The organism is Erythrobacter dokdonensis DSW-74 (genome assembly GCF_001677335.1).
Taxonomy (GTDB): Bacteria; Pseudomonadota; Alphaproteobacteria; order Sphingomonadales; family Sphingomonadaceae; genus Erythrobacter; species Erythrobacter dokdonensis.
In genome coordinates, this window is record NZ_LZYB01000003.1 from 457325 (window position 1) to 477369 (window position 20045).

A 20045-nucleotide genomic window follows, 5' to 3' on the forward strand; every position below is an offset into this window, starting at 1 on the left:
CCCCTCCCGCTTGCAATGAGAACTACGTGACCAACCCTTGCGCGGATGCGCCGGAAAGTGCTGGTTTGGTTGAAGTGCCGCTCATGTGCGGCGAAGCGAAGTTGCCTCAGACGCGGGTGAAGGCGCCCTCGGCCACAACCGGCCCGGCCTCGACGCCTTCGGGCTTGCCGCCCAGCGGCTCGCGGGTCAGCACCAGACGCGAACCATCGCGCAACTCGGCGGTGATGTCGGCGGGAAGTTCCATGCTGCGCACCTCGCCGGGGGCCACCACGCCAAGCGATTTCGCCGCGCTGCCATCTTCCGGCAGCAGCCACAGCTCGTGATCATGCACCCCGTCGGGCGCAAGGCCGATTGCGGCGACCAGCATCCGCTCGCTTTCGGGGATGTAAGTGACATCGAGCCTGAGACCGGTCTCGCCAATCGGAACCGTCGCCACCATGGGCGCTGTAGCGGCGATCTGCGGCGGGGTGTCCTGCGGAGCGGTGCCCGGCGCAAACACCATCACAGCCAGCGCGACAGCAGCGGCGACCGAAGACAGCCCGGCCACCCATTGCCAGCGGCGCAGCCGCGCCCTGAGTTCGACAACCTCGCCGCCGCGATCCGGCCCGGCCAGGGCTGCGGCAGAGGGCTGGGGATTCAGCCTTGCGGCGATGCCCTGCCAGACATGCTCGCCCGGCTCGGCGGCTCCGGCCATGCCGTCGGTCCACGGCGCGAACCAGTTGTCCCACCATTCCTTGCGCCAGGCGAAGGCCGGATCGGTGGCATACTTGCCGCGCGCGGCGAGCAGCTCCTCGCCTTCGAGCAGGCCCAGCGCCCATTCGGCAGCGAGCGTCGGATCGTCGCGCTTCACGTCTTCGCCGGGGGTGTCTTCGGGCGTGCTCATGCCTTCTCGCTCGCTTCAAGGCAGGCGCGCAGGCGTTGCAGCCCGCGGCGGATCCAGCTTTTCATGGTCCCCAGCGGCACGTCCGCCTGCTCGGCGAGCTGGGCATAGGTATAGCCGTCGAAAAAGGCGGCGCGGATATGGGTCTGGGTGCGTTCGTCCAGCGTGGCGATGCACTTGTGGATCTGCGCGGCCTGTTCGGCATCCACCAGCAGCGCGTCGGCCAGCGGGCTTTCATCCGGAAGCGGCGCGGCTTCCTCGATCCCCACGGCCCCGCCTCGCACCTTGCCGGTGCGCAAGCGGTCGATCGCGCGGTTGCGGGCAAAGGTCGAGAGCCACGAAATCGGGCTCGCCCGCGCGGGATCATAGCGGTCGGCCCGCTGCCAGAGATTGATGTAGACGTCCTGCAAGGCGTCCTCGGCTTCCTTTCTGTCGCCCAATATACGCAAGGTAATGCCGAACAGCTTCACCCGCGTCATGCGATAGATTTCCTCGAGCGCCGACTGGTCGCCTGCGGCCAGACGCTCCATCGCGGCGCGCAGCGCCTCGCGTGCTTCGTCGCTGGCAGGTTTGGGACGCGCGGCCATCAGCAGCCCGCCTCGCACGGGGTCCGGCCGTTCTCGATCTGGATGGTGGTATGGTCGACACCAAAGCGCGCCCGCAGACCGGCGGCGACATCGTGCAGGAAGCCGTCCGCGCCGGGGCGTTCGGGCATTACCAGATGCGCGGTTAGGGCGGTTTCGGTGGTGGAGAGCGGCCAGACGTGGAGATCGTGGACCGCCGCAACGCCTTCCAGTCCGGCCAGATGCCGGCGCACCTCCTCAAGGTCGATGCGCGAAGGGGCGGCCAGCAGGCTCATCGCCACGCTGTCGCGCGCAAGGCCCCAGGTGCTGGCGGCAATCACCGCGACGATCGCGAGGCTCACCGCGGCATCGATCCAGATGAGACCGGTGACAAGGATCGCCACCCCCGCCAGCACCACGCCCAGCGACACCAGCGCATCGGCGGCCATGTGCAGGAATGCCCCGCGGATGTTGAGATCGGCCTGGCCGCGTACGAACAGCATGGCTGTCAACGTATTGATCGCGATCCCGATCCCGGCAACCACGATCATCGCCATGCCCTGCGGCTCCTGCGGGGTCAGCAGGCGGTGGATGGTCTCGAACAGGATCGCCCCGATCGCAATCGCCAGCAGCAGCGCATTGGCGAGCGCGGCGAGGATGGTCGAGCTCTTGTAGCCATAGGTGAAGCGCCCGGACGCAGGGCGGCGCGCGGCGATGGTGGCAATCCACGCCAGCGCCAGCGCCAGCACGTCGGACAGGTTGTGGCCGGCATCGGCCACCAGCGCCATCGACCCATAGAGCAGCCCGGCCACCGCCTCTACGGCCACGAAGCCGGTATTGAGCACAATGCCGATGGCAAAGGCGCGGCCGAAATCGGCCGGGGCATGGTGGTGATGCCCATGCCCGTGCCCATGTCCGTGCCCATGTCCGTGCCCATGTCCGTGCTGGGCGTGCGCATGCCCGGGGGCGTCGTGGGGATGGGCGTGCGCGTGAGCCATGGCGTCAGTTGTAGACGCAAGCATCGAGCCCGTCACGCCTGACGATGCCGATCCGGCGCTCGATGGAATTGCCGTGGCGTGCGAGCCACCCGCCCGGGTTCTTCACCGCGCGTTTCTTGGGGCTGGGGAGGGCTGCTGCCATGCGGCTTGCCTCGTCGGGGCTGAGGCGCGCGGCGGAATGGCCGAAATAGCGCTGGGCCCCGGCCTCGGCGCCATAGGTGCCGATCCCGGTTTCGGCGACGTTGAGATAGACCTCCATGATGCGCCGCTTGCCCCACACGAGTTCGATCCAGAAGGTGAACCAGGCTTCCAGGCCTTTCCTGAAGAACCCGCCTCCCTGCCACAGGAACACGTTCTTGGCGGTCTGCTGGGAAATGGTCGATCCGCCGCGGATTTTCCCGCCCTCCATGTTCTCTTTCATCGCCTGCTCGATAGCCTCGGCATCGAACCCGAAATGTTCGCAGAAGCGCGAATCCTCGGCCGCGATCACGGCATCCACCAGATTGCGGTCGATATTATCGAGGCTTTCCCAGTCTTTGGTAATCCCGTTTGCGTCCATCATCATGGTCGCGGTGACAGGGACGGGGAGCCACTTGAACAGCACCACCGGCAGCAGGGTGAGGGCGATAAAGCCGAGGATGACCTTGGCAAGGATTCGGGCGAGGTTCAGGCTCATCGCCGCTTGAGCATCGGCGCCCAGTCGATCGCTGCGAACAGGCTTTCGGCGATGCCGATTGCCCCTGCTTCCTCGCTGGCAGGGAAGGAGCCGCGATATTTCACGATCCAGTCGCCATCAGCGACACAGCCGACCCACAGGTAGGACACCAGATCGGGGTGATCGAAACCATAGGCGCCCGCCTGCACCGCATAGCTGGCGGAAAGCTGCGGCAACCCTGCGAAGCCCTCGAAGCGGATCGGGCTGTCGAAATTGCGGCGGGTCACGTTGCCGCGCTGGAGGATCGCGTCATCGGCATCGCGGAACCAGTCGGAACATTCGCCGCCGGTGCCGGGATAGACATAGAGCGTCATCTCGCCCGGCTGGCCCAGGGGCGCGTAGCCGACGCCCGCATCGCCGCCTTCCTCGTTGAATTCGACGACCCGCCCGCGACGGAAATCCGCCGGAGCAAGCGGGAAGGCGACCCCGACCGCGCGGTGGACATAGGGATCTGCCGCGTCGGTTACCTCGCGCTGGGCGAGCGCCGGAGCGGCTGCGGCCAGCACCAGTGCGACCAGCGCGGCAAGGACAGAACGAAATGTGGTGATCATGCAACAGGCCCTCCGCGCCCCGTGTTAGAGTGATCGGAGGGTCTGCAAAAGCCTGTTTGTCGAAACCTGCGCGAAACGCAGCCTTGTGCCGCGCTTCTGGCGACGCGTTACGCGACCCCGGGGAGCAGCCGTTCGCCCGCGATGCGCTGCATTGCCTTTTGCAGCTTTTCGAAGGCGCGCACCTCGATCTGGCGGATACGTTCGCGGCTGACGTCGTAGACCTGCGAAAGTTCCTCAAGCGTCTGCGGCTTGTCGGTCAGGCGGCGTTCGACGAGGATGTGGCGTTCACGTTCGTTGAGGCTTTCCATCGCTTCGGCGAGCATTTCATGGCGCAGCTGTGCCTCTTCGGCATCGGCCACGGTTTCGTCCTGCAACGGCCGGTCGTCGGTCAGCCAGTCCTGCCATTCGCCCGAACCTTCCTCGCCCCCGCGCATCGGCGTGTTGAGCGAGCCGTCGCCGCCCATCATCATGCGCCGGTTCATGTTGACGACTTCCTGTTCGGGCACGCCGAGGTCGGTCGCGATCTTGGCGACATCGTCAGGGTGAAGATCGGTATCCTCGTAGGCGTCGAGGTTCTTCTTCATCCGGCGAAGGTTGAAGAACAGCTTCTTCTGTGCGGCGGTGGTGCCCATCTTCACGAGGCTCCACGAGCGCAGGATATATTCCTGGATCGAGGCCTTGATCCACCACATCGCGTAGGTCGCGAGGCGGAAGCCGCGATCGGGCTCGAACTTCTTGACGCCCTGCATCAGGCCCACGTTGCCTTCGGAAATGAGGTCGGCGACGGGCAGGCCATAGCCGCGGTAACCCATCGCGATCTTCGCGACGAGGCGCAGGTGAGAGGTCACCAGCTGCGCGGCGGCATCGGGGTCTTCATGTTCCTGGTAACGCTTGGCGAGCATGTATTCCTGCTCGGCGGTAAGCACCGGGAACTTCCTGATCTCCGACAGGTAGCGGTTGAGGCTCTGCTCGCCGCTGAGGGCCGGGACCGAAGGGGTTTTCGTCTTGGTCACTTGGTTCCTAACCTTTCTCGTGTCGACCGCTTGCACCGGACCCCTGATGGGCATCCGGCGAACTGGGCCACTCGGTTACATATACGCCAAAACCGGGCCGCTGTATGCGCAATTCATCGATTAGAACGCCCAAGTTGGTCGATGAGTTCCGCCATGTCTTGCGGGAGATCGGCCCTGAAACGGAGATACTCGTCGCTTGCCGGGTGAACGAAGCCCAATTCCGCTGCGTGCAGCGCCTGACGGGCAAAGCCGAGCCGTTCGAGCATTGGCCGGAGCGGTTTGGGGGTACGTCCATAGACAGGGTCTCCCACTAGCGCATGGCCGATTGACGCACAGTGAACGCGCACCTGATGGGTGCGCCCGGTTTCGAGCCGGCATTCGATCAGCGCCGCGTGGTCGAACCGCTCCAGCACCTTGTAATGGGTCACGGCCGTTTTCCCGCGCGAGGAATTCTTGGGCAGCACCGTCATTTTCTTGCGATCGGCATCCGATCGCCCGATGCGCGCGTCGATGGTGCCTTCGGATGGCGAGGGATGCCCTGCGCATACCGCAAGATAGCGGCGGTGGACGCTATGCGCGGCGAACTGGCGGGCGAGGCCTTCGTGCGCCGCGTCGGTCTTGGCGATGACCAGCAGGCCCGAGGTGTCCTTGTCGATGCGGTGGACGATCCCCGGCCGGGCCACCCCGCCGATGCCTGACAATTGCCCGCGGCAATGGTGGAGGAGCGCGTTGACCAGCGTCCCGGCGCGGTTTCCGGCCGCGGGATGGACGACCATCCCCGCAGGCTTGTCCACCACGATCAGGTGTTCATCCTCGAAGGCGATGGTGAGCGGGATGTCCTCGGGAGCGGCTGCGGCTTCGGCAGCGGGGGGCACGGCAATGCGGAACGGTGTTCCGGCCGCGACCTTCAGCGACGCCGATGAGGCAGGCTTGCCCGCGATCTCGACCCGCCCTTCATCGATCAGCGCCTGCACCCGCGCGCGGCTCATGCCCGCTGCCTCGGCTAGCGCCTTGTCGAGGCGGACGCCCGAACCTGCAGACCCGCCCGTGGTGCCGGTGATGATTTCGCTTGGCGACATGCTATGGCCATGCGCGATGAGGCACGAAGTGACAAGCCAGGCCCTTGCCGCGATGCGTGCCGCTGCTGCTGCCACCCACCCGCGCGAGGCTTGCGGTATCCTGCTGGGCGAGGGCGGGCGGATTATCTCGGCACGGCCGACCCGCAACGTCCACCCGACACCCGAAACCCGGTTCGAAATCGATCCGCAGGCCCTGATCGACGCGCACCGCGCCGCGCGCGCGGGAGGACTAGAGGTGGTGGGCTATTTCCACTCGCACCCGGCAGGAGCGGCGGCACCTTCGGCCACCGACCGCGCGATGGCAGCGGGCGACGGACGCATCTGGGCGATCATTGCTGGCGGCAACGTGACGTTCTGGCGGGACGGGGAGCAGGGCTTTGCCCCACTTTCCTTTGCGCGAATCGATAGCTAGGAAAGCCAGATGATCTCCCAGACCGATCTTGCCGCGCTGCTGTGTTCGCGCCTGTGCCATGACATGCTCTCGCCCGTGGGCGCGATTGCCAACGGGCTGGAACTGCTCGCTGACGAGCAGGACCCGGAAATGCGCGCGCGCTGCATGGAACTGCTTGAACAATCGGCCCGGATCAGCACCGACAAATTGAAGTTCTTCCGTCTCGCTTTCGGCGCTGCGGGCGGCTTTGGCGAGGCGATCCCGATCGACGAGGCGCAAGCGGTGGTCAATGCGCTGGTGGCCGATGGCAAGCGGATCGAAATCAACTGGGCCATCGCCGATCCGAGCCTGCCCAAGCCTGCGGTCAAGGTCCTGCTCAATCTCGCGCAGATCGCACTGGATGCGCTGGTGCGTGGCGGCACGCTCGATATCGGCGCGGAGCGGCGCGAGGGTGCGGTCGAAATCGTCGCCCGCGCGCGGGGTGACCGGATTGCCTTCGACGAGACCATCGGCCGCGCGCTTCAGGGCGATCTGGCCGAGGGCGAGATTACCAGCCGCACCGCAGCCGCGCACATGGTCGCCATGCTTGCCGAGGAAATGGCAGGCGGATTGCAGTACAAGCTTGGCGAGGGAGTGCTGGTGCTGGGCGCAGTGCTGCCAGAGCCAGACGGCCTGATCGGCTAGGAGCGGCTTTGTGGCGGGGGGCGATGAACTGGTGCACCGCGAGCTGCCCTCGCCCAACCACGGTGAACGCACCGCGCCTGTCAGCATGGTGGTATTGCACTATACCGAGATGAAGCCGGTCGAGGCGGCGCTTGAGCGGATGTGCGATCCGCAAGCCTCCGTCAGCGCGCATTACTGCATCACCGAAGAGGGCGAGGTGATCCGGCTGGTGCCCGAAGGCCGCCGCGCCTGGCATGCGGGCCAGTCCTATTGGCGCGGTATTCCGGACGTGAATTCCGCGAGCATCGGGATCGAGCTTGATCATCCGGGCCACGCGCCCGAAAACGGGGGCTATTGTCCCTTTGCCGAGGCGCAGATCGAAGCGCTGATCCCGCTGCTTGCGCGGATCGTTAAGCAATACGACATTCCCCGCGCCAATGTGGTCGGCCATTCGTGCGTCGCACCGATGCGCAAGATCGATCCGGGCGAACTGTTCCCGTGGGAGCGGCTGGCGCAATACAAGCTGTGCCTGCCGCGCCCGACCAGCCTTGCCGCTGGCAACCCGTTCCATAACGAGGGTTCCTTCTTCCTCGCGCTCGAACGGTTCGGCTACGATATCACCGATCAGCGCAAGGCCGTCGAGGCGTTCGAGCGGCGCTGGCGGCCCGAACACATCACCGGCATCCCCGATGGCGAGGTGGCGGCCATTCTGTGGCAATTGCTGCTCGACCGCGACCAGGGACGCACGCGGTAACAGCAGGAAGAGGCCTCTCATGAAGCGCATTGCCTTGATTGCTGGAACTCTCTTGGCGCTTGGCGTGGCCGCAATTGGGGGCTGGATGCTCTACCACGAGCAGATTGCCGACCCCGATTATTCTCCCTCTATCGCCCGCGCGTCTCATAGCGGTCGGACGCCGGTTGTTGCGATTGATGAAGGGCACGCCAATTTCCATCAGCTTGGCGGGCGATTTGCGCCCTTTGCCAAGCTGGCCCGCCACGGTGGGTACCTGGTCGAGTCCTTCGAAGACGAGATTTCTCCTGAAACACTGGCGATGGATGTGCTTGTCATTGCCAACGCGACCGAACCGCTCGAAGCAGTGGAAGTCGATCATTTGCTCGGCTGGGTAGGGCAGGGCGGGGCGTTGCTGCTGATCGCGGATCACGCACCCTTCGCAGGTCCCGTCAAAGACCTGGCCGCGCGGCTGGGAGTGGGCATGGGCAATGGTTTTGTCGTGACCGGTCCACCCGATGGGATAACCGGCAAGCTCGATTTTCGTGGAGACCGGCTTGGCGATCACCCCATCATTGCGGGGCGCGGTGAGGACCGACGCGTTTCGCATGTGCGCAGTTTCACCGGTCAATCGCTCACCGCTCCGCAAGGTGCGGCGGTTCTGTTGGAGTTGCCGGAAGGCGCAATGGAATTTGTCGACCGCGATGCCGGCGATGTCTACGCCAAGGGCGGCGCGGCCGGGGCCGATGTCAGCGATCGGGCGCAGGCGGTGGCTTTCACACTTGGGCAAGGGCGGGTTGTCATATCAGGCGAGGCTGCCCTTTTCACCGCGCAGCGGCTGCGCGGGGATGCTTCGTTCAAGATGGGTGTGGCGCAGGCCGACAACGAAGCTTTTGTGCTCAACATCTTGGACTGGCTTTCGGGCCGGGATATCTGAGCGTGGCGCGATTGGCCTTTCAACCTCGGACGCATTGTCTTATTATGCGTGACGCATCGGGGGCCTGAGGCAGCCGCGTGTCGCAAGATGCGAGGAAAGTCCGGGCTCCACGAAACAAGGGTGGCGGGTAACGCCCGCCGGCGTCCCGCAAGGGGCGCAAGGGAAAGTGCCACAGAGAGTATACCGCCGATGGCGCCTAAAGCGCACAGGCAAGGGTGAAAGGGTGCGGTAAAAGCGCACCGGGGCGCTGGCAACAGGGTCCGCATGGCAAACCCCACCCGGAGCAAGGCCGAATAGGGGTCTCGCGCTGAAAGGCAGGCGTGTTTCGCGCCGAGAGACCCGGGTTGGCTGCTAGAGCCGTCGAGCAATCGCCGGCCCAGATGAATGGCTGCCGCCGCGTGGCCGGTCCCTGCGGGGATACCGCGCGCGGAGACAGAACCCGGCTTATGACGGCCCCCTGATGCACCATTGTTTTTCGAACGCGCCTTCGCGCGTTCGTGCTCGGTGCTGCTTCCGTCGCCGCGCGACAGAGCACCTGCGGGCGCGCGGTCGCGCTTGCGGCCCGTGCGCTGGCGGGCCGATCTTTAACCAAGTCAGCTTCTTCCCACGCTGCTATATTCAAACCCTGCGGCGCGCATATCGTCGGGATTGTAGACATTGCGCAGGTCGACAATCACCGGCGCCCTGGCGAGGTCCTTGACCCGTTTCAGGTCGAGGGCGCGGAAGGCGTCCCATTCGGTAACGATCACCACCACGTCCGCGCCTTCGATCGCCTCGTAGGCGTTGTTGCACATGCTTATTTGAGGCAGCAGCGGGCGGGCCTGCTCCATGCCTTCGGGGTCGTAGGCAGCCACCGCCACGCCCGCGTCGGTCAGCGTCTGCGCGACCGCGATGGCGGGACTGTCGCGCATGTCGTCGGTGTTGGGCTTGAAGGTCAGGCCCAGCAGCGCGGCCTTCTTGCCGCGCGCGGCATCCGCGCCGCCCAGCGCGTCGATGACCTTGCGGCCCATCGCCCGCTTGCGGCTTTCGTTGACCTTGACCACAGCCTCGACGATCCGCGTCGGGCTTTCATAATCCTCGGCAGTCTTGAGCAGCGCGAGCGTATCCTTGGGAAAGCAGCTTCCGCCATAGCCCGGCCCTGCATGCAGGAACTTGGAGCCGATGCGGTTGTCCATCCCGATCCCGCGCGAGACATCCTGCACGTTGGCGCCCACCTTTTCGCACAGGTCGGCCATCTCGTTGATGAAGGTGATCTTGGTCGCGAGGAAGGCGTTGGCGGCGTATTTGATGAGCTCGCTGGTGCGCCGGCCGGTGAACAGGATCGGCGATTCGTTGAGGAACAGGGGGCGATAGACCTCGCGCATTACCTCGCGGCCGAAATCGTCCTCCGCTCCGATCACGATCCGGTCGGGGCGCTTGAAATCGCCGATCGCAGCGCCTTCCCGCAGGAATTCGGGGTTGGAGACGACCGAGAACCGGTGAACCGTGCCGGTCTCGCGGATGATCCGTTCGACCTCGTCGCCGGTGCCGACGGGAACGGTCGACTTGGTGACAACCACAGCGTCATTGGCAAGTTTCTCGCCGACTTCGCGCGCAACGGCGTAGACGAAGGTCAGATCGGCATGACCATCGCCCCTGCGGCTGGGCGTGCCGACCGCGATGAAGATCGCATCGGCCCCGGTAATGCCCTCGCCCAGATCGGTTGTGAAGCTCAGCCGCCCGGCCTTGACGTTGCTGTCGACCAGCGCATCGAGACCCGGCTCGTAGATCGGCATGATGCCCGCGTGGAGCCGGTCGATCTTGCCCTGGTCCTTGTCGATGCAGACGACATCATGCCCGAAATCGGCGAAACAGGCCCCCGATACGAGCCCGACATAGCCCGAACCCACCATCGCAATCTTCATGAAAACCTGCCCTTAACGCGTAACGTCAGTTGGTGCCCTGCTGCAGTCTGCAAGGCTAGCGAGCCCGGTCGCCTTGGAAGACTTCTACCGGCCCGCCGTTGCTGGAACAGGCCTGGATGGTCCGCCGTTGGTCGCCCTCTAGCACCAGCGCTGTAAGCACACCCGAACGGAAAGCGCCAGTATCAATGCCGATGCGATTGCCGCAATCCATCACCCGGTCGAAGATGGTATGTCCATGGACCACCACCTTTTCGAGCGGGCCTTCATGATTGAGGAAGCGCTCGCGAATCCACAACAGGTCGCTGCGCTGCTGTTCGCCGAGCGGGCGCGACGGATCGATTCCGGCATGGACAAAGACATAGTCGCCCGCGCGGATCATGGTTTCGAAGGCGGCAATGTAATCGCGATCGGCCTTGGGCACCAGGCTGGGGAGCCTGGCGAAGAGTTCGTCAAGATCGAGCGAGGCGAACTGCTTTTTCGACAGGCCGTAGCTGAGCACAGTCTCGCGCCCGCCGTGCTTGAGAAAGTGGCGCAGCGCCTCGGGCTTTTCGAACGCGGCGAGGAACATTTCCTCGTGGTTGCCCGCCAGCACGCGCACACTGCGGCTCTGCTGCCACAAGCGGGTGCGCGCCAGTACCCCGGCGCTGTCGGGCCCCCGGTCGACAAGGTCGCCGAGCAGCACGATCCGGGTGTCTGCGGGGGCGGCGCTCAGGTCGTCTTCCTCGATGGCGCCAATCATCGCCGTGTAGAGATCAAGCCGTCCGTGAATGTCGCCGATTACATAATAGCGCGTGCCCCGGGGCACCGAAGGAAGTTTCGGCGCTTGTCTGGGTCGGAAAATGTCGCGCAATCGGTCGAACATGGGTTGGTTGCAGTTCCGGTAGAAGCGGAGACAGGCCGGGCAGGCGCGATGCCATGCCGGTCTCCCGCCAGGCCGCGCCGTTTACTCCCCGCGCGCGCGAACCGCAACCGCGCGCGCCGACATTCCGCCGGACGCTGCCCGCAATGCCTCGCCACCGGAAAAACGGGCGATGCAGAAAAATATTGTATCTGCGTATCCTCATAGATATAGAGTAAAGTTGTCCGGATAGGGCCGTTCGCGATATGAAACGACCATCGGGCACGCAGGCGGGACAGCAAACCCAACCAACAGGAAGCTGTCATGTCCAGGATCGCCCGCGGCCTCTGCGTCGCTACCATGTCTTACTGCCTGATGGCCGCTGCGCCATCGCTCGCCGAAGAATTCGCACTGTCGCCGCAAGCCCCGCCCGAGCAGCCGACGCTTACGCCACAAACCTTTACCCTCGCCGCCGCGCGCGCGATTGCGCCGATTGCCGATACCGCCAGCGGTGCCCAGGACGAAATGGAGGCCGAGGCGCCGGCGAGCGACTTCACCTTTTCCGGCAATGTCGCGCTTGCCACGCAATACCGTTTTCGCGGTGTCAACCTGTCGGGCAGCGAACTGGCTTTGCAGGGCGGTTTCGATGTTGTCCATGCCTCGGGCTTCTATGCGGGGACCTGGGCTTCGACGCTCGATAACGACACAGTCGGCTACGGTTCGCTCGAACTCGATCTCTACGGCGGCTGGTCAGGTCCGCTCAGCGAAGGGTTGACGGCCGATGTCGGCTTCATCGCCTATACCTATCCGGATGCGCCTGCGGGCAATTTCGACTATTACGAGGTGTTCGCCAATCTTGCCTTCACTCTCGGTCCGGCGGCGACCACGGTGGGGGTGAACTACGATCCCAAGCAGGACGGCCTCGATTTCGGCGGACTGACCCGCGACAATCTCTACATCTACACCGATGTCGGCATCGGCATTCCCGATACCCCGGTGACGATCAACGCCCATCTTGGCTATACCGACGGGTCGCTGACCTTCACCAACAATTCCAAGAGTTGGGACTGGTCGATCGGTGCCAGCGTGCCACTGGTCGGGCCGCTCACTGCGAGCGTCGCCTATATCGATGCCGAAGCCGACGTTGCGACCGGCGCGTTCAATCCCACCAGCAGCGCCGTCGTTGGCATCCTCAGCGCAACCTTCTGAAGCAGTGCGGCGGGGGAGGGTGGCACGCTTCCCCGCCGCGCGGTTCAATCAAGCGAGAAGTTGACCGTGGTGACCACCCGGACCTTCTTGTAAGGGCTGTCGGCCATGCCCCAGCCGCCAGCCTCGCCGTCGCGCGCCTCGATGGTAAAATAGCCCTGGGTCGCATCCCTGATCTTGCCCACGGCCGAGCCTGAATCCTCGGCGAACTGCTGCGCCGAAGCACGCGCGTCCCTGGTCGCCTCGGCCACCATTTCGGGCTTGATTTCGTTCAGTTTGGTAAAGGTGTAGCTCATTCCCGAGCCTTCCTCGAGAAACACGCCGCGTCCCACCAGATCGAACTGGCGCGCCACCGCCTTTTGCGCACGGGCGATATCCTCGCTCCGCAGCGCCAGCCGCTGACGTACGGTGTAGGTGGTGACGCCTTCGTTGCTGTAGCTCGACACGTTGGCACCGGTCGGCTGAAGCGCGTCGGCGGGAAAGCCGAGTTCCTTGAAGAAGCCCTCGATTGCCTGCGTGTCGCGGCGCACCTTGTCCTGCGCCTCGGCAAGGCTGGTCGAGGAGGCCGAATAGGAAATCGTCCAGGTGGCGAGATCGGCGGTCACGTCGCGCTCGGCCAGCCCGCGCACGGTGACGGCGCGCTCGGCATCCTTGGCGCGCAGCAAGCCGTCACCCAGCAGGTATCCGCCCGCGATGATCGCGATCCCGGCAATCGCCGCCGTGCCGAACCAGCGCAGGGTGGTCGCGTCGCGCGGAAAGCCGGGTTCGTCGATCACAGGTTGCGCCGTGGGTTCGCTCATCGCATTGTCCTTCTCGTGTGAGGTCTGATGCGACGAAATGTGCATCAGCGTCGATGAACCGTTTTTGAATGGAAGTTTGCCATGGTGAAATATCTCCACTCCATGATCCGCGTGAGCGATCCCGATGCGAGCGTGGCCTTCTTCAAGCTGATCGGGCTGGAGGAAGTGCGCCGGTTTGATGTCGAGGCCGGGCGCTTCACGCTGATCTTCCTTGCCGCGCCGGGGCAGGAAGGCGTGGCCGAGGTCGAACTGACCTATAATTGGCCGCCGGACGACGGCAGCGCACCCGAGGCCTATGACGGCGGACGCAATTTCGGGCACCTCGCCTACCGGGTCGAGAACATCTACGAGACCTGCCAGCGCCTGATGGATGCCGGCCACACCATCCACCGCCCTCCGCGTGACGGACACATGGCCTTCGTCAAGTCGCCCGACGGGATCTCGGTCGAGCTGCTACAGGAAGGACGGCTCGAACCGGCCGAGCCTTGGGCAAGCATGGACAATATCGGGAGCTGGTAAGCCGTCAGCATAACTCCCACGCAAAAGTAAACTGGCCCTAAACCATCAAAATTATTGGTGCTGTTGCAAGTCGTTAAGAGGCGCGATAGTCTGCTGACTTACACGGGTAGGGGGGTCGCCTTGTCCATCGCAGATCTTGGTTTGTGGCAGTGGTTCGCGCTGCTGCAACACGAATTATTGCTGTTCGCCGGGATCTTTTTCCTGATCGGTGCCGCCGATGATCTTGCGGTCGACGCGCTCTGGCTATGGTTGCGGGCGACCTCGCGTGTGACGACGCCGGTGCGCAGGCGTGCCGCGTTGATCAACCGTCCGCTGCACGGTCCGGCGGCCGTGGTGATCCCGGCGTGGCAGGAAGCCGCGGTCATCGGCGATACCATCTCCCATCTGCTGGCGAGCTGGCCGCAAACCACGCTGCGGCTTTATGTCGGCTGCTATCGCAACGATCCGGCGACACTGGCTGCTGCGGCGGCCGCCGCCAAAGGTGATCCGCGCCTGCGCCTGGTGATCCATGACCGGGACGGGCCAAGCACCAAGGCGGATTGTCTTAACCGGCTCTATACCGCGCTGGCGACTGACGAGGCGCGCTCCGGACGACGCTTTGCGATGGTCGTGTTCCACGATGCCGAGGATATGGTCGATCCGGCCGCGCTCGGCCTGCTCGACGAGAGTATCGCGATGGGCGCCGACTTCGTGCAGCTACCGGTCGAACCGCTGGTGCAACGGCACGGCACGTGGCTCGCCAACCATCTCGGCAGCCACTATTGCGAGGAATTCGCCGAGGCCCATGGCAAGGCGATGGTGGTGCGTGACTGGCTTGGCGCGGGCCTGCCGGGTGCGGGCGTCGGCTGCGCGGCGCGGCGTGGCGCGCTGGAACGGCTGGCCGCGGAGCACGGGAATGGCCTGCCCTTCGCGAGCGATTCCCTGACCGAGGATTACGAGCTGGGCCTCGGCATCGCGGCGCAGGGCGGGCGCTGCCGTTTCGTGCGTACTCGCGGCGAGGATGGCCGACTGGTTGCCACGCGCGCATTCTTTCCCGACCGCCTCGATCATGTGGTGCGCCAGAAAAGCCGTTGGGTGCTGGGGATCGCCTTGCAGGGCTGGGACCGGATCGGCTGGGCCGGCGGGCTGCTGGAAGGCTGGATGCGTGCGCGTGATCGGCGCGGCCCGCTTGCCGCGCTGGTGCTGCTGACCGGTTATGCGCTGGTGGTGCTGACTGTGCTCGGCGGACTTGCGATCATCTCGGGTGTGGGCGAGCCGGTGCCGCTGACCCCGCTGCTCGAATTCCTGCTGATCGCCAACCTTGCCGCCTTTGGCTGGCGGGCGGCGATGCGCTTTGCCTTCGCCGCGCATGAATACGGCCTGATCGAAGGACTGCGAGCGGTGCTGCGCCTGCCGCTTGCCAACGTTGTAGCGATCATCGCCGGTCGCCGGGCGGTGTTCGCCTATGTCGGAACCCTGGGCGGGCGCGCGGCGGGCTGGGACAAGACCGAGCACGGCGTCCACCCCGTGCGACTGGGAATGCCGAGCGGAGTGCAGAGCCGATGAGAGCCTCGGCGCGGGGCGCACCGCTGGCGATGATCGGCATGCTGCTGGCGGCATGGATCGGCGGCCGGGCCCTGGTGTGGCAAAGCCCCTTTGCTGCGCCCGAAACGCTGCTGCCGCAGGCGCTCCCGGTGCTGGCCGATGCCGCGCGGCTGCCGTCCGTCATCGCGGCGCGGGAGGCTATCTTGGCTTCCGTCCCGTCCACGGCGATCGACAATGCGCGGCAGGGCTTCGCCGGTCCTCGCCGCCTGCGTTCCGCACCCGGTGAGGGTACCATGATGCGGCTTGGAAGCGGGTTTCCGGCCGGTCTGGCGCCGCGTCTTGCGGCCGGACACGAGATGCTATGGCGCGCCGCGATGCGCGCAGAGCTGGTGCCGGCACCGGTCGGGGCGTCTGTCTTTTCCTATGGCGCGCAAGAGCGGACCGCGCCATTCCTGCCCTCGCTCCTGTCGCAGACCGACAGGACAGGCGCGCCCGCCGCGGGCCGCTGGTCGGTCGATGCCTGGGGCTTCTGGCGACAGGGGTCCGATGCCGCACCGATCGCGCAGGGCCGGGTGCCGATCTACGGCGCGAGCCAGGTGGGCGCTGTCTTGCAATACCGCATCGCGCCGCAGAACCGGCGTGACCCGCGGCTCTATGCCCGCGCCTATCGGGCCATGGTCCGCCGCGGCGAGAGCGAGATTGCCCTCGGCGCATCGGCGCGCGCTGCGCCGGGGGTGCCGGTCAGGGTGTTTGGCGAGCTTCGCCTTACCGACGGCGCCTTCCGCACCCAGGCCCGCCCCGCTGCCTTCGCCGTCACCGAAATCGCCCCGATTGCTCTGCCGCTGGACACCAGCCTTGAAACCTATGGTCAGGCCGGCTGGGTCGGCGGCACCGGCGACACCTTCTTTGCCGACGGGCAGGCCAGCCTGACCCGCGACATCGCAGCCGTTGCCAGCGCGTCCGACAATGCCGTGCGCCTCAGCCTCGGGGCCGGTGCATGGGGCGGCGCTCAGAAGGGGGCGCACCGCGTCGATCTGGGTCCGACCATGCGGCTCGACATGCGCGTGGGTGAAGTGCCCGCGCGCCTGTCGCTTGACTGGCGCGAACGGGTCGGGGGTGATGCCGGGCCTGAATCGGGCATGGCGGTCACGCTTTCGACCAGTTTCTGATTTCCCTTTAGCCGTCCGGGGCGAGGCTCTGCGACGAGGCCCCCCAACAATATCCCCGACGCGGCTTTTATCCCCTGCCGCGCTCGGCTAATCGCTTGGGCATGGACGTCTACCTGCCCATCGCGAATCTTTCGGTCAACGGCCTGGTCATTGTGGTGCTGGGCGGGCTGACCGGCGTCCTCTCCGGCCTGTTCGGGGTCGGCGGCGGGTTTCTGACAACTCCGCTGCTGATCTTCTACGGCATCCCGCCCACGGTCGCGGCCGCATCTGCCGCCACCCAGGTTACCGGAGCGAGCGTATCGGGCGTGCTGGCCCATTCGCGCCGCAATGGTGTCGATTACCGGATGGGCACGGTGATGGTCGGCGGAGGGGTGATCGGCGCGCTGATCGGTGCCGCGCTGTTCCGATTGCTCCAGGCGCTCGGCCAGATCGATGTCGTGATCAATATTCTCTACGTGCTGATGCTCGGCTCGATCGGCACCCTGATGATGCGCGAGGCGATCGGTGCGCTCAAGCCTTCGCTGCTGGGCAAGGGCGGGCCAGCGGTCAGAAAGCGCCGGCACCACCCGCTGGTTGCGAGCCTGCCCTATCGCTGGCGGTTCTATGCCTCGGGTCTCTACATCTCGCCGCTCGCTCCGTTGATCCTCGGGATGCTGGTGGGCATCCTGACGATGCTGATGGGCGTAGGTGGCGGCTTCCTGCTGGTGCCGGCGATGCTGTATATTCTCGGCATGAGCGGCAATGTCGTGGTCGGCACCTCGCTCTACCAGATTCTGTTCGTGACCATGGTCACGACCATGACCCATGCGCTGACCACCAAGGCGGTGGATATCGTGCTGGCCGGGTTGCTGCTGCTGGGATCGGTGATGGGCGCACAGTTCGGCACCCAGATCGCCTTGCGCGCGCGGCCCGAATATCTGCGCCTCGCGCTGGCCGCACTGGTGATCGTGATTGCGCTCAGGATGCTCTACGGTCTGGGCGTGCAGCCTGATGAGATCTACACGGTGGCGCCGTTGTGAGACGGATGCTGCCGGCCTTGCTGCTGCTGCTCGCCGCGCCGTTTCTCGCCGCCCAGCGCGAGCCGGTGCTGGTGCCCGAGGTCAGCCAGTCACGCATCGAGGTGCGGCAGGGCTTCACGGGGGCCAGCCTGCTGCTTTACGGCGCGGTCATTGCGCCGCGCGGCGCAGCGGAAGATTACGATATCGTGGTGGTGCTCAAAGGGCCGACCGAGCCTGTGCGCATCCGCGAGAAGGAACGCCTTGCCGGCATCTGGATGAACGCAGGCGCAAGCGATTTCCGCTCCGCGCCCTCGTTCTTCGCGGTGGCCTCCTCGCGCCCGGTGAGCGAGATCGTCGATGAACGCACCGCCGCGATCTACGAACTGGGCACCGATTTCATCCAGCTCTCCCCCTCTGGCGAGATCGATCCCGAGGAACAGGCGCGCTTTGCCAGTGGCCTTGTCGCGCTGCGGCGCAAGCAGGGGCTTTACCAGGAAGACCCGAACGGCGTGCGGATTAGCGAGGGCGTGCTGTACCAGGCGCGGATCGAGCTGCCCTCCAACGTCACCACCGGACGCTATACCGCCGAAACCTTTGCCATCGCCCGCGGGCGCGTGCTGGCCAGCGCTACCGCGCAGATCGAGGTCGAGAAGGTCGGACTGGAAGGGCAGGTGGTGGCGGTGGCGCAGCGCTGGTCGTTTCTCTACGGGCTTGGTGCGATTGCCCTGTCGCTGGCGATGGGCTGGATGGCCGGACGACTGTTCGCGCGGGGCTGAAGGGCGGAACTGTTGACCCGATCTTAACCTCGTCGGCCTTATCCGTGCAGCACGTGTTGACGCTGGCGCAGGGAAAGGCGCGAATGACCGATCAGGGCAGGCAGGATTTCGAACGTTTTACCGGCCCGGCGCCGGCGGCAGAAGACGATGTACCGGGCATCACCGGCACGTCGCCCGAAAATTCGCGCCTGCCGATCGGCGTGGTGCTGGAGATATCCGGCGCCGGCTCGCAGATCGCCCTCGACCTGCAACGCATCAACGAATGCATGGACGATAGCGATCCCTCGGTAGCGCTCGCCGGACAGGTTGGCAGCCAGATCAAGATCCGTGTCGGCGATGCATGGTTGCTCGCTTCGGTGCGCGATCAGCGCAAGGACCGTCGCAGCGAAGGCGGTATCATCGCCCATATCGATTTTCTGGGCGAAGGGGGCGAGGAGAAGCTGACAGGGCGCATCCACGGGTTCAAGCGCGGCGTCACGCGCTATCCGGTGCCCGGCGCGATGGTCTATCCCGCCACCACCAAGGATCTCGAACAGATTTATGCCAGCGACGGGCGGGCCAGCATCACCATCGGCAAGGTTTTCCCGACCCGCGATATCCGCGCGGGGCTTTATATCGATGCGATGCTGGGCAAGCACTTTGCCCTGCTCGGCTCGACCGGTACCGGCAAGTCGACCAGCGCCGCGCTGATCCTGCACAAGATCTGCGAGGCCGCGCCCAAGGGTCACATCGTGATGATCGACCCCCACGGCGAATATTCCGCCGCGTTCCGCCAGAGCGGCCAGATCCTCGACGTATCCAACCTGCAGATGCCCTATTGGCTGATGAACTTCGAGGAGCACTGCGAGGTTTTGCTCACCAGCAGCGGTAACGAGCGCCAGGTCGATGCCGACATCCTCGCCAAGTGCCTGCTCGCCGCGCGGTCCAAGAGCCGGCTCGCGCAGACCATGGGCAAGATCACGGTGGATTCGCCCATTCCCTACCTGCTGTCCGATCTCAGCAACATCCTGCAGGACGAGATGGGCAAGCTCGACAAGGCCACGTCGTCCGCACCCTACATGAGGATCAAGGGCAAGCTTGACGAGCTCAAGGCCGATCCGCGCTACCAGTTCCTGTTCTCGGGGATGCTGGTGGGTGACACCATGGTGAATTTCATCAGCAAGATCTTCCGCATGCCCGGGGCCGGCAAGCCGATCTCGATCATCGACGTGTCGGGCGTACCCTCAGACATCACCTCGACCGTGGTCGCGGTGCTGAGCCGCCTGGTGTTCGACTTCGCCATCTGGGGGCGCGAGGAAAAGACCCGGCCCGTGCTGCTGGTGTGCGAGGAAGCCCACCGCTACGTCCCGAACGAAAAGAATGCCGATGGTTCCTCGGTCGGCAAGATCCTAAGCCGCATCGCCAAGGAAGGCCGTAAATACGGCATTTCGCTCGGCCTCATTACCCAGCGTCCGTCCGACCTTGCCGAAGGCGTGCTGTCGCAGTGCGGCACGATCATTGCCATGCGTCTCAACAACGACCGCGACCAGGCCTTCGTGCGTTCGGCCATGCCCGAAGGTTCGCGCGGGTTCCTCGATTCGATCCCCGCGCTCAGAAACCGCGAATGCATCATCTGCGGCGAGGGCGTAGCGATCCCGATCCGCGTGACCTTCGACACGCTCGAGGAACACAAGCGTCCGGCGTCCGAAGACCCGAGCTTCGTCGAGCTGTGGAGCCAGGACGGCGGCGAGGAGGAACTGGTCGAGCGGGTGGTCATGCGCTGGCGTTCTCAAGGTTAGCGGGCGCATCCGC

Annotated in this window: 21 protein-coding genes and 1 other RNA gene; 12 read left to right on the forward strand and 10 right to left on the reverse strand. The window is 65.3% G+C overall.

Translation table 11 applies throughout. The features are described from left to right. Window positions 1–106 precede the first annotated feature (106 nt). From I603_RS08515 to I603_RS08545, 7 genes are all read right to left on the reverse strand, one after another. Window positions 107–883, reverse strand: coding sequence for an anti-sigma factor (locus I603_RS08515; RefSeq protein ID WP_068864017.1), 777 nt, complete (start codon window positions 881–883; stop codon window positions 107–109). Next, window positions 880–1467 (reverse strand): sigma-70 family RNA polymerase sigma factor, encoded by a 588-nt coding sequence (locus I603_RS08520; RefSeq protein WP_068864170.1) that lies wholly within the window; start codon window positions 1465–1467, stop codon window positions 880–882. Before I603_RS08520 ends, I603_RS08515 begins: the two co-directional genes overlap by 4 nt. After that, window positions 1467–2441, reverse strand: a complete 975-nt coding sequence (locus I603_RS08525) for a cation diffusion facilitator family transporter (RefSeq protein ID WP_068864019.1) — start codon at window positions 2439–2441, stop codon at window positions 1467–1469. Before I603_RS08525 ends, I603_RS08520 begins: the two co-directional genes overlap by 1 nt. A 4-nt stretch (window positions 2442–2445) precedes the next feature. Then, entirely contained in the window at window positions 2446–3117 is a 672-nt protein-coding gene (gene mtgA / locus I603_RS08530; protein ID WP_068864021.1) for a monofunctional biosynthetic peptidoglycan transglycosylase, read from the reverse strand. Further along, window positions 3114–3707, reverse strand: coding sequence for a hypothetical protein (locus I603_RS08535; protein ID WP_068864024.1), 594 nt, complete (start codon window positions 3705–3707; stop codon window positions 3114–3116). Before I603_RS08535 ends, mtgA begins: the two co-directional genes overlap by 4 nt. Window positions 3708–3814: 107 nt before the next feature. Continuing rightward, window positions 3815–4774 carry an RNA polymerase sigma factor RpoH gene (rpoH, locus tag I603_RS08540; protein WP_084439982.1) on the reverse strand — a complete coding sequence of 320 codons (960 nt, stop codon included), beginning with the start codon at window positions 4772–4774 and terminating at the stop codon, window positions 3815–3817. A gap of 59 nt (window positions 4775–4833) precedes the next feature. Then, window positions 4834–5799: an RluA family pseudouridine synthase gene (locus I603_RS08545; RefSeq protein ID WP_068864026.1), complete on the reverse strand. Its 966-nt coding sequence runs from the start codon at window positions 5797–5799 to the stop codon at window positions 4834–4836. Window positions 5800–5827: 28 nt separating this feature from the next. Between I603_RS08545 and I603_RS08550 the strand changes: the two genes are divergently transcribed. The 5 genes from I603_RS08550 (at window position 5828) to rnpB (ending at window position 8983) form a co-directional block, all read left to right on the forward strand. Next, entirely contained in the window at window positions 5828–6211 is a 384-nt protein-coding gene (locus tag I603_RS08550) for a M67 family metallopeptidase (RefSeq protein ID WP_324613937.1), read from the forward strand. 9 nt (window positions 6212–6220) lie between these two features. Then, window positions 6221–6874, forward strand: a complete 654-nt coding sequence (locus tag I603_RS08555) for a histidine phosphotransferase family protein (protein ID WP_068864030.1) — start codon at window positions 6221–6223, stop codon at window positions 6872–6874. A 10-nt stretch (window positions 6875–6884) separates the two neighbouring features. Continuing rightward, window positions 6885–7607 (forward strand): N-acetylmuramoyl-L-alanine amidase, encoded by a 723-nt coding sequence (locus tag I603_RS08560; RefSeq protein WP_324613936.1) that lies wholly within the window; start codon window positions 6885–6887, stop codon window positions 7605–7607. Then, on the forward strand, window positions 7543–8520 hold the full coding sequence (locus tag I603_RS08565) for a DUF4350 domain-containing protein (RefSeq protein ID WP_157090866.1): 978 nt from the start codon (window positions 7543–7545) through the stop codon (window positions 8518–8520). Before I603_RS08560 ends, I603_RS08565 begins: the two co-directional genes overlap by 65 nt. Window positions 8521–8577: 57 nt before the next feature. Beyond that, an RNA gene (gene rnpB, locus I603_RS08570) (RNase P RNA component class A) lies at window positions 8578–8983 on the forward strand. A gap of 130 nt (window positions 8984–9113) precedes the next feature. Here rnpB and I603_RS08575 read toward each other — a convergent pair. Beyond that, on the reverse strand, window positions 9114–10424 hold the full coding sequence (locus tag I603_RS08575; RefSeq protein ID WP_068864033.1) for a UDP-glucose dehydrogenase family protein: 1311 nt from the start codon (window positions 10422–10424) through the stop codon (window positions 9114–9116). Between the two features lie 55 nt (window positions 10425–10479). After that, window positions 10480–11286, reverse strand: coding sequence for a metallophosphoesterase family protein (locus I603_RS08580; protein ID WP_068864035.1), 807 nt, complete (start codon window positions 11284–11286; stop codon window positions 10480–10482). A gap of 300 nt (window positions 11287–11586) precedes the next feature. Here I603_RS08580 and I603_RS08585 point away from each other — a divergent pair, with 300 nt between their 5' ends. Further along, entirely contained in the window at window positions 11587–12471 is an 885-nt protein-coding gene (locus tag I603_RS08585) for a TorF family putative porin (RefSeq protein WP_084439983.1), read from the forward strand. A gap of 44 nt (window positions 12472–12515) precedes the next feature. Here I603_RS08585 and I603_RS08590 read toward each other — a convergent pair whose 3' ends face one another. After that, window positions 12516–13268: an SIMPL domain-containing protein gene (locus I603_RS08590; RefSeq protein ID WP_068864179.1), complete on the reverse strand. Its 753-nt coding sequence runs from the start codon at window positions 13266–13268 to the stop codon at window positions 12516–12518. A gap of 81 nt (window positions 13269–13349) precedes the next feature. Here I603_RS08590 and I603_RS08595 point away from each other — a divergent pair, with 81 nt between their 5' ends. From I603_RS08595 to I603_RS08620, 6 genes are all read left to right on the forward strand, one after another. Next, window positions 13350–13787, forward strand: a complete 438-nt coding sequence (locus I603_RS08595; protein ID WP_068864037.1) for a VOC family protein — start codon at window positions 13350–13352, stop codon at window positions 13785–13787. 120 nt (window positions 13788–13907) lie between these two features. After that, a complete protein-coding gene (locus I603_RS08600; protein WP_084439984.1) occupies window positions 13908–15332 on the forward strand; it encodes a glycosyl transferase family protein in 1425 nt (474 codons plus the stop codon). Continuing rightward, the gene (locus I603_RS08605; RefSeq protein WP_068864038.1) at window positions 15329–16480 is read left to right on the forward strand and encodes a hypothetical protein; all 1152 of its coding nucleotides are present in this window, start codon (window positions 15329–15331) and stop codon (window positions 16478–16480) included. The genes I603_RS08600 and I603_RS08605 overlap by 4 nt, the downstream gene beginning before the upstream one ends. A 101-nt stretch (window positions 16481–16581) precedes the next feature. Continuing rightward, entirely contained in the window at window positions 16582–17499 is a 918-nt protein-coding gene (locus tag I603_RS08610) for a sulfite exporter TauE/SafE family protein (protein WP_068864039.1), read from the forward strand. A 5-nt stretch (window positions 17500–17504) separates the two neighbouring features. After that, window positions 17505–18254 (forward strand): TIGR02186 family protein, encoded by a 750-nt coding sequence (locus I603_RS08615; RefSeq protein ID WP_084439985.1) that lies wholly within the window; start codon window positions 17505–17507, stop codon window positions 18252–18254. An 83-nt stretch (window positions 18255–18337) separates the two neighbouring features. Beyond that, on the forward strand, window positions 18338–20032 hold the full coding sequence (locus I603_RS08620) for an ATP-binding protein (RefSeq protein WP_068864042.1): 1695 nt from the start codon (window positions 18338–18340) through the stop codon (window positions 20030–20032). Window positions 20033–20045 lie beyond the last annotated feature (13 nt).